Consider the following 14,551-nt stretch of genomic DNA (forward strand, 5'->3'; position numbering starts at 1 on the left):
TGTCGAAAGACGTCGATCACCCCCCCTGAACGGGCGGCTGGACGTCGCAGATATTGAAGGATGCGCCCTTTTCGGCTCGCGTCGCCTCGACGGCGGCGTTGAACGGCGCAGATCCGGGCACAGCCACGCGGATCGTCGGCCGCTCGGCTTCCGGCATGGCCGAGGCCAGCCGCGCGCGCGTCATGACATCGGCGTCCGGCCCTACGGCGCCGTCCTGCGCTTCGTTGCCAGCCTTGAGCGCGCGCACCACGTCCATCCCCTGCACCACCCGGCCAAAGACCGTGTAGCCGCCGTTCAGATTGTCGTTCTGGCCCATCATCAGGAAGAACTGGCTGTTGGCGCTGTCAGGCGAGCCGGCGCGCGCCATGCCCGCCACGCCGGGGCAGAACAGCCCTTGGGCCGAGGTCTTGAAGTCCGCCGTGACGAACATCTGGGCGTCGGGCTGCGTCACCACCGGAATGGAGCCCATGATCCCGCGCAGGCCCGGTCCGCTGTTCTCGACCGGCGCGAAGCCGCTGTCGCGTCCGCGACGGAAGGTGAACTCGCCCTTCAAGTCAGGCAGTTCGCTGCCGCCCGCGCCGGTGCCCTGGGGGTCGCCGGTCTGGGCCATGAAGTCGGGAATGACGCGGTGGAATTTCAGTCCGTCATAGAAGCCCTGATTGGTCAGGGTGCGGATACGCTCGATGTGGTTCGGCGCCGCGCGCGGCTCCAACTCCACCAGCACACGCCCCTTGGCCGTGTCGATCACCCACAAATTCTCAGGCGCCACGGTACGCCAGTCGTTCGATTGAGCGGCCGCACCGCCGGCCAACAGGGCAGCGGTCGCCGCCAGCGCCATCACAGACTTGATCTTCAAACCCGACCTCAACCCTTCTTGACCTTGTCCATCACCTGCACCGCAACGGCGGGGCTGACGAAGCTGTCGATCCGGCCGTCCAGCCGGGCGATTTCCTTCACCAGCCGCGAGGCGATGGCCTGGTGGCGCGGATCGGCCATCAGGAACACCGTCTCTATGTCGCTGTTCAGGCGCTGATTCATCGCCGTCATCTGGAACTCATACTCGAAGTCCGCCACAGCGCGCAGCCCGCGCACGATGACATTGGCGTTCAGTTCCTCGGCGAAATGCATCAGCAGGCTGGAAAAAGGCCGCACCTCGATGTCGGCGTTGAAACGCGCCACCTCGGCCTTGAGCATTTCGACCCGCTCGGCGGTCGAGAACAGCGGGCCCTTGTCGTCGTTCTGAGCGACGCCGATGACCAGCCGGTCCACCAGCTTGACCGCCCGCCCGATGATATCGAGATGACCGTTGGTGACCGGATCGAAGGTGCCCGGATAAAGTCCGATACGCATGGCCAGCGGCCTCCCCATCGTTTGGGTCCGTTTAGCAGGTGCGAAATGAACGGCCTAGATTTTCTGACGCGGCTGTGATCGCCAAAGGGCGCCTATCTGCTGCACCGCATCAGCCGCGCCGGTGAAGACATGGCCGTCGACGGCCGCGATTTCCGCCGCGGGGGTGGCGCTGTTGCACAGGAAGGCCCTGTCAAACCGGGGGATGTCCGACAGGCGCACGACCTCGGTCCGCTGCGGCGATCCGGCGCGGTCCAGCGCCTCGCGGATCAGGGCCTGCGCCACGCCGTCCAGCATGGGCGCCTCAGGCCAGACCACCGTCTCGCCCTCGATGAAGCCGACATTCCACAGCGAGCCTTCGGAAATCCGGCCGCCGGCGTCGGTGAACAGGGCGTCGTCGAATCCCGCCAGCCGCGCCATGCGCCGCGCCCGCAACAGGCCCATCGTGGCGACGTGCTTCAGGTGCGGCGCCTCGCGGGCATAGACCTGGCTCTGCAGGCGGACCCCGTGCGGCAAGGGCGACGGCGGGGCCGAGACGCTGATCATCACCTGCGGCGCGCCGATCCTGTCCGGCTGACGCAACGACAGTTCGCTGGAAAATAGACTGATGCGTAGCCACGCATCCCGTCCGGCCAGCGCCGTGCGCATCTGATCGCGCAAGCGATCCTCGACCACAGCCTCGCCGAACAGTTCGAGCGCTGAGACTTTCAGGCGTTCCAGATGCCGGTCCAGCCCGCGCACGCCCCCCTCCTCCACGCCGAAGGAGGTCAGGGCGCCGTAGTTGATCAGGGCCTGATGACCCAGGTCTTCAAGTCCGGCGGGACGGCCGTCGATCCAGAGTTCAGCCGCCATCCAGCCTTTCCTTCCCGTCATTCCCGGCCTTGTGCCGGGAATCCATAGACACAACGGCTAAGGTTCAGGCGCTGCGCTCACATGGCGTGCGCTGGCGGTTATGGATCCCCGGGACAAGCCCGGGGATGACGTAAAGCAGCGAGAAACCTAGACCTCGCCGCCCTCGACCGCCGGGGCGTCGCCTGTGTCGCCGTCTTCATCGTCGCCGCCCGTATCGGCCAGACGCTCGACCGAAACGACCTTCTCGTCCTTGCCGGTGCGGAAGATGGTCACGCCCTGGCTGGAGCGGCCGACGATGCGGACCTGGCTGACCGGGGTGCGGATCATCTGGCCGCCGTCCGTGACCAGCATCAGATCGTCCGACTCCTCGACCGGGAAGGCGGCGGCCAGGCGCGTGCCCGCGCGACCGCCCAGACCGTGCGCCGTCAGCCCCTGTCCGCCGCGACCCGTGCGGCGATATTCATAGGCCGAGGACCGCTTGCCGAAGCCGGTTTCCGTGACAGTCAGGATGAACTGCTCGGCCGCACCCAGTTCCGCAATGCGCTCGACGGACAGGGCGGCGTCGCCGGCCTCTTCGTCATCCGCCTCGACCGTGACGACATCCTCTTCCGCATCGGCCCCAGCCAGCGCCTTACGCATGGCGTTGGCGTGTTTGACATAGGCGGCGCGCTCTTCGGGGGTCGCATCCACGCGGCCCAGGATGGCCATGGAGATGACCGTGTCGCCGTCCTGCAGGCGGATACCCCGCACGCCGGTGGAGTCGCGGCCCTTGAACACGCGCACGTCGTCGGCCTTGAAGCGGATGGCCCGGCCCAGAGCGGTCGTCAGCAGCACGTCGTCCTCAGCCGTGCACAGGCCGACGCCGACCATGCCGTCGCCGTCTTCCAGCTTCATGGCGATCTTGCCCGCGCGGTTCACCGTGGCGAAGTCGCTGAGCTTGTTGCGGCGCACGTCGCCCGACTGGGTGGCGAACATGATGTCGTAGTCGCCCCAGGTCGTTTCGTCTTCCGGCAGGGGCAGCACGTTCATGATGCTGTCGCCCGGCTCGATCGGCAGCAGGTTGACGAAGGCCTTGCCGCGCGACTGCGGATTGCCCAGCGGCAGGCGCCAGGTCTTCAGCTTATAGGCCTTGCCGTTGGTGGCGAAGAACAGGACCGGCGTGTGGGTCGAGGCGCTGAAGACGCTGGTGACGACGTCCTCGTCCTTCATCGCCATGCCGCTGCGGCCCTTGCCGCCGCGATGCTGGGTCCGATAGGCGTTCAGCGCCACGCGCTTGACGTAGCCCGAGTGGGTCACGGTCACGACCATGTCCTCGCGCGGGATCAGGTCTTCGTCCTCCATCTCGGCGTCGCCTTCGCCGATGAGGGTGCGGCGATCGACGCCGAACTGATCCTTCACCAGCAGCAGGTCTTCGCGGATGATGGCCAGGACGTTCTTGCGATCCGACAGGATGGTCAGGTGGCCCTGGATGGTGTCGGCCAGGGCGCGCGCCTCGCCGAAGATGTCGTCGCGGCCCAGGCCTGTCAGACGCGACAGCGTCAGGGCCAGGATGGCGCGGGCCTGCTCGTCGGTCAGGCGGATCTTGTCGCCCTCGACCAGGACGGTGCGCGGGTCGGCGATCAGCTCGACCAGGGCCATCATGTCCCCGACCGGCCAGGCCTTGGCCTGCAGCCGCTCGCGCGCCTCGGCCGGATCGGCCGAGCTGCGGATGATGTGGATGACCTCGTCGATGTTGGCGACGGCGACGGCCAGACCGACCAGGACGTGGCCGCGATCACGGGCCTTGGCCAGTTCGAACTTGACCCGGCGGACCACCACTTCCTCACGGAAGTCGAGGAAGAGCTCCAGCAGCTTGCGCAGGCCCATCTGCTCGGGGCGGCCGTGGTTCAGCGCCAGCATGTTGACGCCGAACGAGGATTGCAGCGCCGTATAGCGATACAGCTGGTTCAGGATCACATCGCCCGAAGCGTCGCGCTTCAGCTCGATGACGATGCGCATGCCCAGACGGTCGGACTCGTCGCGAACGTCGGCGATGCCTTCCAAACGCTTCTCGCGCACCATTTCGGCGATGCGCTCGATCAGGGTCTGCTTGTTCACCTGGAACGGCAGTTCGGTGATGATGATGGCGTCGCGATCCTTGCGGATCTCTTCGATCGACGCCTTGCCGCGCACGATGACCGAGCCGCGGCCGTCACGCAGGGCGTTGCGCGGGGCCGTGCGGCCCATGATCTCGCCGCCCGTGGGGAAGTCCGGTCCCGGCACGATGTCCAGCAGGGCGTCGTCCGACACGTCCGGGTCGTCCAGCAGGGCGACCGCGGCGTCGATCACTTCGCGCAGGTTGTGCGGCGGGATGTTGGTCGCCATGCCGACGGCGATGCCGCCCGCGCCGTTGACCAGCAGGTTCGGAATCCGCGCCGGCAGTACGACAGGCTCCAGTTCCTTCTCGTCGTAGTTCGGCTGAAAATCGACCGTGTCTTTTTCAATATCGGTCAGCAGGGCCACGGCGGCCGGGGCCATCTTGGCCTCGGTGTAACGCATGGAGGCCGGCATATCGCCGTCGACCGAGCCGAAGTTGCCCTGGCCGTCGACCAGCATCAGCCCCATGGAGAAGTCCTGGGCCATGCGGACCAGGGCCATGTAGACCGAGGCGTCGCCGTGCGGGTGGAACCGGCCCAGCACGTCGCCGACCACGCGGGCGCACTTCGAATACGACCGCTCGGGCGTCATGTTCAGGTCGTGCATCGAATACAGGATGCGGCGGTGAACAGGCTTCAGACCGTCACGCGCGTCAGGCAGGGCGCGGCTGACGATCACGCTCATGGCGTAGTCGAGGTAGGAGCGTTTCAGCTCATCCTCGATGGTGATGGTCGAAATATCGCCCGGCGCCGAAGGGGCGGCGTTTTGGTAGCTGTCGTCGGTCAAGGAAATCAGGCTTTAGATGGCCGGAATCGGAACGTGATCCGCTATTCAGGTTTCTATCATCAGGGGGCCGTGGTGGCAAAGAAACGCCGCTGAAATCCCCACGCATAAAAGGACAGGAAATTCATGCGTTTGACCCCAGCCGCTTTCATCGCTCCCAGCGTTCTGGCGATCGCTCTCGCCGCCGGCGCCGCCTCGGCGCAGCAGCACGCGGGCCATGCAGGCCATACGCCGGATCAGCACGCCTCGCACATGGCCATGATGCGCGCCACGCCGAGCCAGACCTCGCAGGTCGCCATCATCAACGGCCAGGGCGCCGACATCGGCAAGGCCACCCTGACGCAGGGCTCGACCGGCCTGCTGATCAAGGTCGAGGCCACGGGCCTGACGCCCGGCTGGCACGGCATCCATATCCACGCCACGGGCCAGTGCGAGGCGCCCTTCACCTCGGCCGGCGCCCACATCAATCACGGCGATCCCAAAAAGCCCCACGGCCTGCTGAACGCTGAAGGCCCCGATGACGGCGACCTGCCCAACGTCTTCGCCGACGCCGCCGGCGCCGTGAACGCCGAGGTCTTCACCAGCCACGCCCGCCTGTCGCAGAACGGCCCCGGCCAGTGGCTGCTGGACGCCGACGGCTCGGCCCTGGTGATCCACGCCAACGCCGATGATCACGCCAGCCAGCCGATCGGCGGCGCGGGCGACCGCGTGGCCTGCGCGGTCATCAAGGCGCAGTAAACCGCTTAAACCTTGGCGGGAGCGCCGGCGCGCAAGCCGCGCTCCCCCAGGGCCACCGTCACCACGCCCGCCAAGGCGATCGCCACGCCCGTCAGGATCTGCGGCGTCAGCACGTCGCCCATGAACAGGCCGCCGATCATGATCGACACCAGAGGCGAGCCCAGCAGATAGGGCGTCACCCGCCCGGCCTCGCGCCGCTGCACCAGCCAGAACATCAGACTGGTCGCGAACACGGACGAGATCACCCCCGCCCAGACCAGCGTGCCCCACACCAGCGGCGTCGCCGCCTTGGCCGCCTCCCACTGTCCGGTCTCGAACAGGGCCGAGCCGAGGGTCAGGGCCGGAAACGCCATCAGCGCCAGCAGCCCCTGCATCTTCAGCGGCGGAATCGAGGTCGTGCGACGCGCGATCACCGTCGTCAGCGCCCAGGCCGAGGCGCCCAGCGCCCCCACCAGAATGGCCTTCCAGTCCTGCAAGGCATGAGGGTCCAGCGTCATCCAGGCCACGCCCATGAAGGCGATCACCAGGCCGACCGTCGCCATTCGCGAAATCCGCTCGCCCAGCAGCAGGAAGGCGAACAGCGACGTCAGCGGAATCCACAGCTGGGTCGCTACGGTCACCGGGCTGACGTCATTGGCCAGCCAGAAGGCCAGGTAGATCAGGCCATAGTGGATCGGCCCGCCCACCACGGCGATAATCAGCAGACTCTTCCAGTTCGGAAACGGCGGCCGCACGAACCAGACCAGGCAGGCGGCGGCGATGGCGAAACGCAGCGCCCCCGTCATCAGCGGCGGCAGCACCTCGGTGGCGACCTTGGCGGCGGCGTTGTTCACCCCCCAGATGACCAGAACGGCCACGATGGCGGCGATCTCGAGCGGCGTCAGCGCGTGCGGGGAGGAGGAGGAACTGGACACGCCCCCATGCTTGCCACAGGGCGCGACGATTGGCCTCTCACGAAGCATGACCGCAGGTTACCCTGCACAACCGCCCGCCCTGTCGGCTATAGAGGCCGCCATGAAGACCCCTGCCCTGCTGTCCGCCCTCGCCGTCGTGTCCGCCTGCATCGCCGCAGCGCCCGCAACCGCCGAGCCGACGCTCGTCGTCTCGCCCCAGCCCCTGCCGATCGACAATAGCCGTCCGCGCGTCTTCCTAGGCGGCAGCATCGACATGGGCGGCGCGCCCGACTGGCAGGCGGCGCTGACGCAAGCCCTGGGCGACATGGACGTCACGGTGCTGAATCCGCGCCGCCCCGACTGGAACCCCGCCTGGCGACCCGAGGCGGACGAGCCGGAGTTCCGCCGCCAGGTCGAGTGGGAGCTGGCCGCGCTGGAAAGCGCCGACGTCATCGTCATGTATTTCGCGCCCGGCACGCAAAGCCCGATCAGCCTGCTGGAAATGGGTCTGCACGCGCGCGGCGGAAAGCTGATCGTGCTGGCCCCCGAGGGCTTCTGGCGCAAGGGCAACGTCGACATCACCGCCCGCGCCTATGGCGTGCGTCAGGTGCAGACCATGGACGAACTGACCGCCGCCGTCCGCCAGGCCCTGACCGAAGCCGCCGAGAAGAGCCGCTTCGCGCGCTGATCCTTCATTGAAAAAGGCCGCGCCCCCAGCAGAGGCGCGGCCTTCATGTTCCGCTGAACGAACCTTAGAACGGAATGTCGTCGTTCAGGTCGTAGCTTTCCTTTGGACCCGAGGGCTTGTTGGCGCCGCCGGTCGAGAAGCCCGAGGAATAGTCGTCGTCGCGACCGCCGCCGTAGCCGCCGCGATCACCGCCGCCGCCCTGGCTGTCGCTGCGGCCGCCCAGCATGGTCAGCTGGCCGTTGAAACGCTGGATGACGATCTCGGTCGAGTATTTCTCGACGCCCTGCTGATCGGTCCATTTGCGGGTCTGCAGCGCGCCTTCGACGTAAACGGTCGAGCCCTTCTTCAGATAGTTCTCGGCCACCTTGACGATGTTGTCGTTGAAGATGACGACCGAGTGCCACTCGGTCTTTTCCTTGCGCTCGCCCGTCGCCTTGTCGCGCCAGGTTTCCGAGGTGGCGATACGCAGGTTGGCGACGCGATCGCCGTTGTTCAGCGAGCGGATTTCCGGGTCGCGACCCAGGTTGCCGACCAGAATGACCTTGTTGACGCTGCCCGCCATGACCGATGTCCTTTATATATCGTTGCGTCGATCCCTAGCGGAGATCGACGAAATGTTCCAGTTTTGTTCACGCCGCGAAGGACGGCGAAATTAGTTCGGTGCGACGGCGATGGGGCGACCGTCCATCTGGCGTTGAATAGCGCCCGGAATAGCCAGCCGGCCGTCGCCAGTGCGCGCCAGAGCGAAGAAGCGAGGGCCGTCCAGGCTCTTTCCGAACTTGACGCCCGCGCGATCGATAAAGATGAACTGTCCCTGGTAGGCGCCCACCAATTCAGTCTTGCTCCCGCCCATACGCAGGAAGCGCAGACGCATCTCCTCAAGCCTCGCCGCGCAGAACTCAATCTGCGGCTGATCGCGAGCGACGACATTGAAAAGCGCGCCGCCGTCGTCGGCGTCGCCCACATGGTAGCAGACGCCCTTGTCGGCCGGCGCCTCGACCTTCTGGGCGCAAGCGGAGAGACCCGCGCCGCCGAGCACGACGGCCATGGCCGCGATCGAAAACCGCGTCATGCTCACAACTCCGGGAACTGACATTGGCGATCCTGCTGGGCCAGCGTGCGGAAGCGGTTGTTGTCCGTCGACTGCTCGACGCGACGCGGCACCAAGCGCAGGGTGGAGTCGCCCCAACGGCCATAACGCGCCTCACCCGGTGAAACGCAGGTACCGGAATAGAGGGCCTGCACGCAGGCGGCCAGGCTCATGTTGCCCGAAATCTGACGCCATTCCGAGCCGGTGTGGCGCAGACAGGCCGAGCCTGACAACGCCGGCGCAGGGCGCGTGTCTTCAACCGTTCCAGGCTGACCGGCGGGAGCGAGCTCGACCATCGGGGCCGCAGGCAGTTCAGGCGGCGGAGCAAAGGACGCGGTTGGAGCGGCGACAAGGGAACCGGAGGCGTCCAGGCCGACGTCCAGGGCGCTGGTGGCCACGCCGTTCTTCTGGGCGCAATCGGCCAGGGTGGCCAGGCCGACGAACTGTCCGTTGACGAAGCAACGCAGCTCTCGCGTCGGCTCCAAGGTCGGGGCCTCGGCGACGTCGATGGTCAGCCCCCCCTTGGACGCCGGCGGCGCCTCGACAGGTCCGTCGCGCCCGCCGCTGAAGACCAGGGCGGCCGCCACCGCGCCGACGACGGCCAGGCCGGCGCCGACGATCAGGACAATGCGATTATCTTTCGAAAGGGCCATGCAGCTCTCAAAGCGCCAAAGGAGGCCCCCACTAACCTCGTCCGCCCTACGGCCGTCAACCGAAAGCGCCTTTCATCCCGGCTTAGCCTGTGAGTCGCGCCAGGGCGGCCTGATAGTTGGCCAGCTGAGCTTGCAGATAGGCCGGCGCCTGTCCCGTGACCGGCGGCTTGGACGCTTCGGGCGACAGGGCGCGATAGGCGTCGCGCATGGCCTTGATCGCCAGTTGCACCTGATCCTTTGACTTGGCGATGGCCTCGGCGCTGGACAGATTGAGCAGCGGCGACAGGTCGACGCCGAAGGTCTTCTTCTTGTCGTCCGCCGACTTGCCGATGAAACCGGGCGTCAAGCCCAGCCCCGCCAGAGCGTCGCGTCCCCCTTCACCAGGGATCAGCACGGCCCCGGCCCGCCCGTCAGCGCTGGTGATCGACAGACGCTGGACGCCGCCGCTGGTCACGCGCGTGTCGCCGTCCATGCCCGTCAGATAGTCCCGGTCCGTCTTGATCGTAACCTTGAGATGGCGGCCCGAGGCCAGTTCGATCTTGCGCGCCAGGGACTGCAGCGTGTCCTTGGCCTCGATGGTCACAGCCGTCTGCCGCCCGGTCGCGGGGTTCTGCACATAGAAGCGATCGCCGGCGCGCACGGCGGTGGCGTCCACCAGGGCCTTGGAATCGCTCTGGTCGATCTCGCCCTGCGGCAGCCCCAGGCGATCCAGAACGCTGGCGCCGCCGGAGGAAACCGTCAGGGCCAGCGGCTTGGCCTGCCCCTCGGCCGCCGTCCAGGTCTGGCTCCATTCCACCTGGCCGGTCTGAGCGTCCAGCCGCGCCAGATAACCGCGCGTGGGATCATCCTTCTTGGCGCCCAGAGGGCGGTCCGAAACGCCGGTCAGCCAGACCTTGCCGTCATGCACCTTGACGTCGGCGGCCGTGTCGTCGCCCTCGCCGCCGTAATAGGTCAGCCGATCCGCGCCCGAGGCGGCCAGGTCCGTGGACAGGGTGGCGACGAAGGCGTCCTGCCCCCCCGCATGCGCGTTGACCGCCTGACGCGCATTGAGGGCGCCGTTGCCCGTCGCGCCCGACACGATCAGCCGCCCATCCGCCACCGCCAGACCGGCGATCTCGCCGCCCGAGGACGCGCCCAGGTCGCGCACGCTCAAGAGTTCAGGCGCGCCCGTCGGGCCGACGCGGAAGTGACGCAGCACGAAGGCGCCGTTCTCGACGCCCGCCGTATAGAGATCGTCGCCGTCGACGGTCATGGCCTGGACATTGTCGTCCCCCGCCGTGCCGAACTGGGCCGCGCCGGTCGCCGTCGCCTTGATCGGCGCCAGGCTGTGGATCTGGCTTTCGCTGAAGGCCTGGACGTAGCCGTCCCAGCCGCCCACCGCCGAGGTTCCCGGCATGGCCGACTTGGCGCGCCCCGCCACATAGACCCGGCCGTCCGCTCCGAAGGAGACCGCCGTCGCCTCATCCTCGGCCCTGGCGCCGCGCCTCTGGGTCCACTGCTCACGGCCCTCGGCGTCGAAGACGGTGACGAAGCTGTCCGCCGTGGTGGCCGAGGCTCCGGCCTCGCCAGGAACCAAGGCGCCGACCACTGAGCCGGCCACCGCCACCCGTCCGTCCGCATCCACGGCGATGGCGTAGCCGCTGGCCTTAGAGGCCGCGCCCAGAGCCCGGCTGACCACCACATTGCCCGCCGAATCCAGCTTCATCAGAACGACGTCGGCCTGGCCCTTGATCGGCTGCGTCGAGGAGCCGGCGTTGACATCGGCCACGATCCACATGGAGCCGTCGGGCCCCGCGGCGCTGGCGCGCACCGTCTCGACGCCGTCCGGCAGGGTGGAGACGCCGCTGCGGCCCTCGACCCAGAAACTCTCGCCGCCCGCGCCGGCGACCGGATTGCCGTCCGGGTCGAACTTCAGCACTTCGTGACCGCCCTTGGTCCCGACGCCCTGCACCACCTGGATCGAATCGCGCGCCTCTGCGGGAACGAAGCTGATCGTCTCCGCCGAGGTTCCGCTGACCGTCAGCCCCCAGCGCGTCGGCCCGGCCGGCAGGGTGATGGTCTTGTCGCCCGCCTTCACGGTTCGCGGCTCGGCCTCGATCATCTGGCGGTGGATGCGGGTCTGCACGCCCGCCGCTTCCAGCTTGCCGTTGATGTGCTCCAGCACCGCATCCATGGTGCGCGGCGTCGTCCCCATCTCGGCCAGGTCGATGTTGACCGTCTGGGTTCCCGTCAGGGTCTTCACCGTGACGCCGAAGCGCACGTCGCCCTGAAAGGCCGCGACCGGGTCGGTCAGGGCGCCGTCATGGATCGGGCCGGTCAGATATTTGGAATTGTCGCGTGCGACGGCCGCCGTGGACTGGCTCTGCGAGGCCGAAACGCCCTGCACGATACGCACGCCGTCGAACTGGGCCGAGGCCAGGAAGTCCGTCATCTCGGCCACGCCCGAGGCGAAACGGCGCGACAACTGGTCCGCCTCCAGCCTGCCCACGCCCCGCTCGCCCGCCCGCGTCGTCAGGGCTTCCAGCATGGTCAGCCCCTGATACATGGCGAAGATCTTGCGATAGTCGCCGGACGAGGCCCCTTTGACGTCAAGGACCGCATTCTCTTCGTTGACGAGTTTGCGCCCGCTCAGCGCCGAGCGCAGCAGGTCCGATTGGCTCGGCTTTTCCTTGGGAGTCAGGGTCCAGGGCGCGGTCGGCTGCGTCTTGGGCTTTGGCGCAGGCGCAGCCGAAGGCAGGCCGCCGAGATCCGTCCCCGCGCCGAAAAGACCGAGCAGATAGCTGTTGTTGATCGCCGCCACGCAAACCTCCGCCCGTCAGCATCGCTCACTGCGGTAACGAACTGTTTAACCGTCGCCAGGAACCGGCGCCCGACGGCGTCGTTTTCGCCTCGCCACAGCCGAGGTGAGACCACCCATGTCACGCGTGCGCTGGATATTGATGAGGCTGATGAGCCTCTATGGCCTGATCCCCCGACCGACCCGCCGTCGGCCGCCTCCCCTGTCGCTAGGACACGGTGCGCACCGGCGGCTGGGCTAAGGCCGCGATCAGCCCTTGAACAGCGACAGGATGATCTGCGGCGCCTGGTTGGCGATCGACAGCGCCTGAGCGCCCAGTTGCTGCTGAACCTGCAGGGCCTGCAGTCGCGCGCTTTCACGGGCCATGTCCGCATCGACCAGGTTGCCGACGCCGACCTCCAGCGAGTCCATCAGCTTGGTGACGAACTGGGTGTGCTTCTCGATCTGCTTGGACTGTGCGCCCAGTTCAGCCAGCCTGGAGTTGGCCGTCGCCAGCGCGGTCTCGACGGCGGCCAGCACCTCAGTCGCATTCGCTTCCGTCAGCAGGCTGGGCGCAGCCGTTCCGGGCACCGCCGCCACATCGTCCCCGCCCCCAGGAACCCCATCCGGGCCGTTATTGCCGGGGGTGCCGCCGAAAACGTTATTCAGGCCAAGCCCCTCCAGCGTCATGTCCTGGCGGTTCATGGTGATCGTCTCGGACGCATCAGCATTGGCCAGGAAGTTCAGCGGCGTCAGACCCGCAGGCGTGGCGGGTCGCGTGCCGCCCACCTTGCCGTTCAAAATATTCTCGCCGTCGAAGGCGGCGTTGTCCGCGAACGACTGCAGCGACTTCAGCAGCGACTGGAACTCGTCGTTGTAGGCCTTGCGGGTCGCGTCGGAAGCGGACGGATCAGCCGCCGCCGTGGCCTTCTGGCGCAGCTCCACCAGAATGTCGGAGATCTGCTGACCGGCGGCCAGGGCGACATCGGCGATGGAGGTGGCGCGGTTCAGGCTGGTTTTGACCGATTCCAGCGCATTCATGTCGGCGCGCTGGTTCTGGGCGACGGCCCAGGTGGCGGCGTTGTCGCGCGCGCCCTGCACCTTCAGGCCCGTGTTCACCCGGCTCTGGGTCGCCGCCAGCTTGGAGTTGGTGGCGTTCAGGTTCTGAAGCGCGACAAGCGCCGACGCATTGGTGATTACGCTGTTGCTCATGGCTGTTCTCGCCTCAGTCCGATTCTGGCGAGCATTAGTGACGCTGATTCCTGAGCGTATGGTTAACGCCATCGCAACGCCTATTAACGCCGCCCGGCCATGCCGAGAGGCGTTTCATGGTTCGGACGCGCGGCTGGTCAGGCCTCGGTCTTGATGATCTTCCCGACGTCGTAGGCCGGGCTTTGGCACAGTTTCAGCACTTCCTCGCGCGGGAACTGGCGGATCACCTCGCCGGTCACTCGATCCAGGGTCTTGTAGACATAGCCCGTCGACTCGCGCTCGATCGTCAGTCGGTAACGGCCCGCGTCATCGGCTGCGCCCTGAGACGCCTGAGCAGCGGCTTTCGGCTCGACCACGACGCCCTGCGGCTCGCGGTCCAGATAGGTTACGCTGGAAACGCCTGCGACATTGTCAGCCATATCCCTCTGCGCGGACCTGCCGCGCCTCCCGTCTCAACGATACGAGAAAGGGGCGAGCCAGCGGCCCGCCCCTTCCTTAACCGCGTCGGATTAGCGGAACAGGCCCAGCAGGATCGAGCTGGACTGGTTCGCGATCGACAGCGCCTGCACGCCCAGCTGCTGCTTGGTCTGCAGAGCCGTCAGGCGGGCGCTTTCCTTGGCCAGGTCGGCGTCCACCAGGTTGCCGATGCCGACTTCAAGCGAGTCCTGCATCTTGCTGACGAAGGTTAGCTGACGATCCATGGACTTGGACTTGGTGCCAAGGTCGCCCAGCACGGCGGTGAACGCAGTGATGGCGCCCTCGACCGCAGCGGTCGTGGCGGTAGCCACGGTCGCCGCGCCGCCGGCGGTGGCGACGGCGGTATCCGTCGCGGCGATCGCCTTCACAGTAAAGGTGTCGGCCGCGCCGGTGCCGGTGCGGACGTCGACAGCCGCAGCGTTGGCCTTGAACAGGTTCACGCCGTCGAAGCTCGCGCCGCCCAGGGCCTTGGTGATTTCATTGCCCAGGGCGTTGAAGTCAGCCAGGTAGGCCGTTTGAGCTGCGCCGGTCGACGAAGCGATGGCGACCGCCAGGCCCTTCTGTTCTTCCAGAGCCTTGGTGACGATCTCGCCGGCGGCCAGGGCCACATCGACGATCGACTGACCGCGCTGGATCGACTGCTTCACCGAGTCCAGAGCGCCCATTTCGGCGCGCTGCGACGTGGCGATGGCGAAGATGGCGCCGTTGTCCTTGGCCGTGGAGACCTTCAGGCCGGTGTTGACGCGGTTCTGCGTGACGTTGAGGTCGCGGTTCGTCGCGTTCAGGTTTTGCAGGGCGATGAGAGCGCCCGCATTGGTGTTGATGCTGTTAGCCATTTTGGCTGTCCTTTGTCTTCAGACGATGGCCGACGCCGTTTTGGCGTCGGTGAGCATTCTGCTCGGTAGC

14 protein-coding genes are annotated in these 14,551 nt (G+C 67.1%); 2 read left to right on the forward strand and 12 right to left on the reverse strand.

All coding sequences use genetic code 11. The annotated features are described in order from the left end of the window. Positions 1 to 16: 16 nt before the first annotated feature. The 4 genes from AC3A3G_RS02255 to gyrA form a co-directional block, all read right to left on the reverse strand. Entirely contained in the window at positions 17 to 838 is an 822-nt protein-coding gene (locus AC3A3G_RS02255) for a peptidylprolyl isomerase (protein ID WP_200168806.1), read from the reverse strand. Between the two features lie 26 nt (positions 839 to 864). Continuing rightward, positions 865 to 1,350 carry a pantetheine-phosphate adenylyltransferase gene (gene coaD / locus AC3A3G_RS02260; RefSeq protein ID WP_200168801.1) on the reverse strand — a complete coding sequence of 162 codons (486 nt, stop codon included), beginning with the start codon at positions 1,348 to 1,350 and terminating at the stop codon, positions 865 to 867. 54 nt (positions 1,351 to 1,404) lie between these two features. Further along, complete coding sequence (locus AC3A3G_RS02265) at positions 1,405 to 2,199, reverse strand: aminotransferase class IV (RefSeq protein ID WP_200168800.1); 795 nt, start codon at positions 2,197 to 2,199, stop codon at positions 1,405 to 1,407. Between the two features lie 147 nt (positions 2,200 to 2,346). Next, entirely contained in the window at positions 2,347 to 5,121 is a 2,775-nt protein-coding gene (gene gyrA, locus AC3A3G_RS02270) for a DNA gyrase subunit A (RefSeq protein ID WP_200168799.1), read from the reverse strand. Between the two features lie 249 nt (positions 5,122 to 5,370). On the opposite strand from gyrA, the gene AC3A3G_RS02275 reads away from it, so the two are divergent. Beyond that, positions 5,371 to 5,856 (forward strand): superoxide dismutase family protein, encoded by a 486-nt coding sequence (locus AC3A3G_RS02275; RefSeq protein WP_412878706.1) that lies wholly within the window; start codon positions 5,371 to 5,373, stop codon positions 5,854 to 5,856. Positions 5,857 to 5,861: 5 nt separating this feature from the next. Here the strand turns inward: AC3A3G_RS02275 and AC3A3G_RS02280 are convergent, their stop codons facing one another. After that, a complete protein-coding gene (locus AC3A3G_RS02280; RefSeq protein WP_409516167.1) occupies positions 5,862 to 6,818 on the reverse strand; it encodes a DMT family transporter in 957 nt (318 codons plus the stop codon). Between the two features lie 52 nt (positions 6,819 to 6,870). On the opposite strand from AC3A3G_RS02280, the gene AC3A3G_RS02285 reads away from it, so the two are divergent. Further along, on the forward strand, positions 6,871 to 7,437 hold the full coding sequence (locus AC3A3G_RS02285; protein WP_200216583.1) for a nucleoside 2-deoxyribosyltransferase domain-containing protein: 567 nt from the start codon (positions 6,871 to 6,873) through the stop codon (positions 7,435 to 7,437). Positions 7,438 to 7,501: 64 nt separating this feature from the next. Here the strand turns inward: AC3A3G_RS02285 and ssb are convergent, their stop codons facing one another. From ssb to AC3A3G_RS02320, 7 genes are all read right to left on the reverse strand, one after another. Continuing rightward, on the reverse strand, positions 7,502 to 7,999 hold the full coding sequence (gene ssb, locus AC3A3G_RS02290; RefSeq protein WP_125899729.1) for a single-stranded DNA-binding protein: 498 nt from the start codon (positions 7,997 to 7,999) through the stop codon (positions 7,502 to 7,504). A 90-nt stretch (positions 8,000 to 8,089) separates the two neighbouring features. Then, the gene (locus AC3A3G_RS02295; protein ID WP_234288064.1) at positions 8,090 to 8,485 is read right to left on the reverse strand and encodes a hypothetical protein; all 396 of its coding nucleotides are present in this window, start codon (positions 8,483 to 8,485) and stop codon (positions 8,090 to 8,092) included. 26 nt (positions 8,486 to 8,511) lie between these two features. After that, on the reverse strand, positions 8,512 to 9,180 hold the full coding sequence (locus AC3A3G_RS02300; RefSeq protein ID WP_368923952.1) for a hypothetical protein: 669 nt from the start codon (positions 9,178 to 9,180) through the stop codon (positions 8,512 to 8,514). A gap of 82 nt (positions 9,181 to 9,262) precedes the next feature. Continuing rightward, on the reverse strand, positions 9,263 to 11,980 hold the full coding sequence (locus AC3A3G_RS02305) for an NHL repeat-containing protein (RefSeq protein ID WP_487487438.1): 2,718 nt from the start codon (positions 11,978 to 11,980) through the stop codon (positions 9,263 to 9,265). Between the two features lie 246 nt (positions 11,981 to 12,226). Continuing rightward, positions 12,227 to 13,168, reverse strand: a complete 942-nt coding sequence (locus AC3A3G_RS02310) for a flagellin N-terminal helical domain-containing protein (RefSeq protein ID WP_200168792.1) — start codon at positions 13,166 to 13,168, stop codon at positions 12,227 to 12,229. 137 nt (positions 13,169 to 13,305) lie between these two features. After that, the gene (locus AC3A3G_RS02315) at positions 13,306 to 13,587 is read right to left on the reverse strand and encodes a flagellar protein FlaG (RefSeq protein ID WP_487487439.1); all 282 of its coding nucleotides are present in this window, start codon (positions 13,585 to 13,587) and stop codon (positions 13,306 to 13,308) included. A gap of 90 nt (positions 13,588 to 13,677) precedes the next feature. Continuing rightward, complete coding sequence (locus tag AC3A3G_RS02320; protein WP_200216580.1) at positions 13,678 to 14,481, reverse strand: flagellin; 804 nt, start codon at positions 14,479 to 14,481, stop codon at positions 13,678 to 13,680. Positions 14,482 to 14,551: the final 70 nt, after the last annotated feature.

It is taken from the genome of Brevundimonas sp. Soil_N_31 (assembly GCF_057655995.1).